3 protein-coding genes are annotated in these 2800 nt (G+C 67.6%); all 3 read right to left on the reverse strand.

What is annotated here, in order from left to right; translation table 11 throughout:
- Positions 1 to 73: 73 nt before the first annotated feature.
- From DBV14_RS32030 to DBV14_RS32040, 3 genes are read right to left on the reverse strand one after another with little or no spacing between them, the layout of a single operon-like run.
- The gene (locus tag DBV14_RS32030) at positions 74 to 913 is read right to left on the reverse strand and encodes an ATP-binding cassette domain-containing protein (RefSeq protein ID WP_124465928.1); all 840 of its coding nucleotides are present in this window, start codon (positions 911 to 913) and stop codon (positions 74 to 76) included.
- Positions 910 to 1905, reverse strand: a complete 996-nt coding sequence (locus DBV14_RS32035; protein ID WP_124465931.1) for an ABC transporter ATP-binding protein — start codon at positions 1903 to 1905, stop codon at positions 910 to 912. Before DBV14_RS32035 ends, DBV14_RS32030 begins: the two co-directional genes overlap by 4 nt.
- 5 nt (positions 1906 to 1910) lie before the next feature.
- Positions 1911 to 2786 carry an ABC transporter permease gene (locus tag DBV14_RS32040; protein ID WP_124465934.1) on the reverse strand — a complete coding sequence of 292 codons (876 nt, stop codon included), beginning with the start codon at positions 2784 to 2786 and terminating at the stop codon, positions 1911 to 1913.
- Positions 2787 to 2800: the final 14 nt, after the last annotated feature.

Consider the following 2800-nt stretch of genomic DNA (forward strand, 5'->3'; position numbering starts at 1 on the left):
GTGAGCGTCGCCCTGAATGAATTGAACCGCAGCGCCCGAACCACTCAGTGCGGCACGAAGACCCGGTTCGCTTTCAGGCAGTCAGCAGCGTTCCACCGGTAGGCGTGCGCGGCACAGCGTCGAGCAGCGTGCGCGTGTAGGGATGCTGGGCGTGGCGGAACAGTTCGGCGGGCGGACCTTGCTCCACGATCTTGCCCTTCCACACTACGCACACCTCGTCGCACAGATGGTTCACCACGGCGAGGTCGTGGCTGATCAACAGATAACTGATGCCGAACTGCTGCTGCAAGTCTTGCATCAGGTTCAGCACCTGGGCCTGCACCGACACGTCGAGCGCACTGACTGGTTCGTCGGCCACGATCAGCTTGGGCCGCGTGATCAGGGCGCGCGCGATCGCGATGCGCTGGCGTTGGCCGCCTGAGAACTCATGGGGGTACTTGCCCATGTCGGTGGTACGAAGTCCCACTGCGGCGAGTGCTTCCGATGCGCGTTCGCGCTGCACGGTGCGGCTGGTTTCGGCCAGTGCTTCGAGCGGCTCGGCGACGATGCGTGCCACGGTCTGGCGTGGATCGAGCGAACCGTACGGGTCCTGGAACACCATCTGGAAGTCGCGCCGCGCGGTGCGCAACTCGGCTTTCGACAGCGTGTGCAGGTCGCGGCCTTCGAGGCGCACGCTGCCAGAGGTCGGCGTGTCGAGTGCCATCACCAGGCGCGCGATGGTCGACTTGCCCGAGCCCGACTCGCCGACGATGCCGACGCTCTTGCCGGCTTCGACCTTGAAGCTCACTCCGTTGAGCGCCTTCACGGTGGGCGGCGGGCCGAAGAGTTTTTCGCGCGGCATCGCGTAGTGCCGAACGAGGTCGGTCACTTGCAGCAGCGGCGTCGGCATGGAAGCGATGATGGGCTCACTCATGGTGCGATGGCGACGAGGTCCGTAGCCGCGATTTCTTCGAGGCGGATGCAGCGCACCGCGTGGTCTTGCGGCAGCATCGTGGCCGGCGGGCGCGTGGTCTGGCAGGCATCGACGGTGTAGCTGCAGCGGCCCGCGAAGGGGCAGCCCGGCGGCAGGTCGACCAGCTCGGGCACGCTGCCCTTGATGGTGGCAAGGCGCAGGCCGCGTGGCGCGCCGAGGGCGGGGCGCGCGGCGAACAGGCCCTGGGTGTAGGGATGCGCGCGGCGTGCGAACACGGCCTCGGTGGGGCCGCTCTCGACCACGCTGCCGCCGTACATCACCAGCATCTTCGACACGGTCTGCGCGATCACGCCCAGGTCGTGCGAGATCAAGATCAGCGCCATGCCGCGCTCTTGCACGAGACTCTGTATGAGCTCGAGGATCTGCTTCTGGATGGTCACGTCGAGCGCGGTGGTGGGCTCGTCGGCAATCAGCAGGTCGGGGCCGCAGGCGAGCGCCATCGCAATGCCGATGCGCTGGCGCTGGCCGCCCGAGAACTGGTGCGGATAGGCATCGAGCCGCGAGGCCGCATCGGGAATGCCCACCCGGTCGAGCAGGGCGAGCACTTCCTTGCGCGCTTCCGCCTTGGAAAGGCCACGGTGCAGGCGCAAGGGCTCGCCGACCTGGCGCACGATGGTGTGCACCGGGTTCAGCGCCGTCATCGGCTCCTGGAAGATCATGCCGATGCGGTTGCCGCGGATCTGGCACATGGCCTTTTCGTCGCGGCCCACGAGCTCGGTGTCGTCGAAGCGGATGCTGCCGGTGACCTTCGCGGTCGAGGGCAGCAGGCCCATCAGCGACATCACGGTGATCGACTTGCCGCAGCCCGACTCGCCGACGATGCCCAGCGTTTCGCCGCGCTCGAGCGTGAAGTCGACGCCGCGCACGGCCTCGGCGGGGCCGCGCTGCGTTTGCAGCTCGATGTGCAGGTCCTTGACTTGGAGAAGAGGCATGTCGTTCAGCGGGCGCGCGCGAGGCGTGGATCGAGCAGGTCGCGCAGGCCGTCGCCGAGCAGGTTCAGGCCCAGCACCGCCATTGCGATGGCCATGCCCGGAAACACCGCGAGCATGGGCGCCTGGAACATCATCGTCTGCGCTTCGCTGAGCATGCGGCCCCACGAAGGCTGAGGTGGTTGCGTGCCCAGGCCGAGGTAGGAGAGGGCGGCTTCGGCCAGGATGGCGATGGCGAAGCGAATCGTGATCTGCACGATCAGCACGGCCGAGATGTTCGGCAGCACGTGCTGCATGGTGATCGCGAATGGGCCCTTGCCGCAGGCACGCGCGGCGGCCACGTACTCGCGCGACCAGATCGCGTTGGCCGAGGCGCGCGTGATGCGTGCGAAGGTCGGGATGTTGTAGATGCCGATGGCCACGATGGCATTCACGATGCCGGCGCCGAACACCGCCGTCATCATGATGGCCGAGAGAATCGCGGGGAAGGCCAACGAGAAATCGGTGAGCCGCATGATGGCTTCTTCGACCCAGCCGCGCCTGGCCGCGGCCAGCAGGCCCAGCGCGGTGCCCACGACGAGGCCGATGCCCACGGCGATCACGCCGACAAGAATCGACGCACGCGCGCCCACGAGCAGCAGCGAAGCCACGTCGCGGCCGAAGGTGTCGGTGCCCAGCCAGTGCGAGCCGGTCGGCGGCTTCAGCTTGTTGGCCATGTCCATCTCGTAGGGCGACCACGGCGTCCACACCAGCGAGACGGCGGCTGCGAGCAGCAGGAGCAGCGTGAGCACGCCGCCGATGACGAAGCTGCGGTGCTGCGAAGCGCGGCGCCAGAAGCCCGGCACCTTGAGCGCGGCGGCGCTCGGAGCTGTGACGGTGCTCATATGTCGCTGGCCTT

The sequence above is a fragment of the Variovorax sp. KBW07 genome (assembly GCF_003852515.1).
Classification (GTDB): Bacteria; Pseudomonadota; Gammaproteobacteria; order Burkholderiales; family Burkholderiaceae_C; genus Variovorax.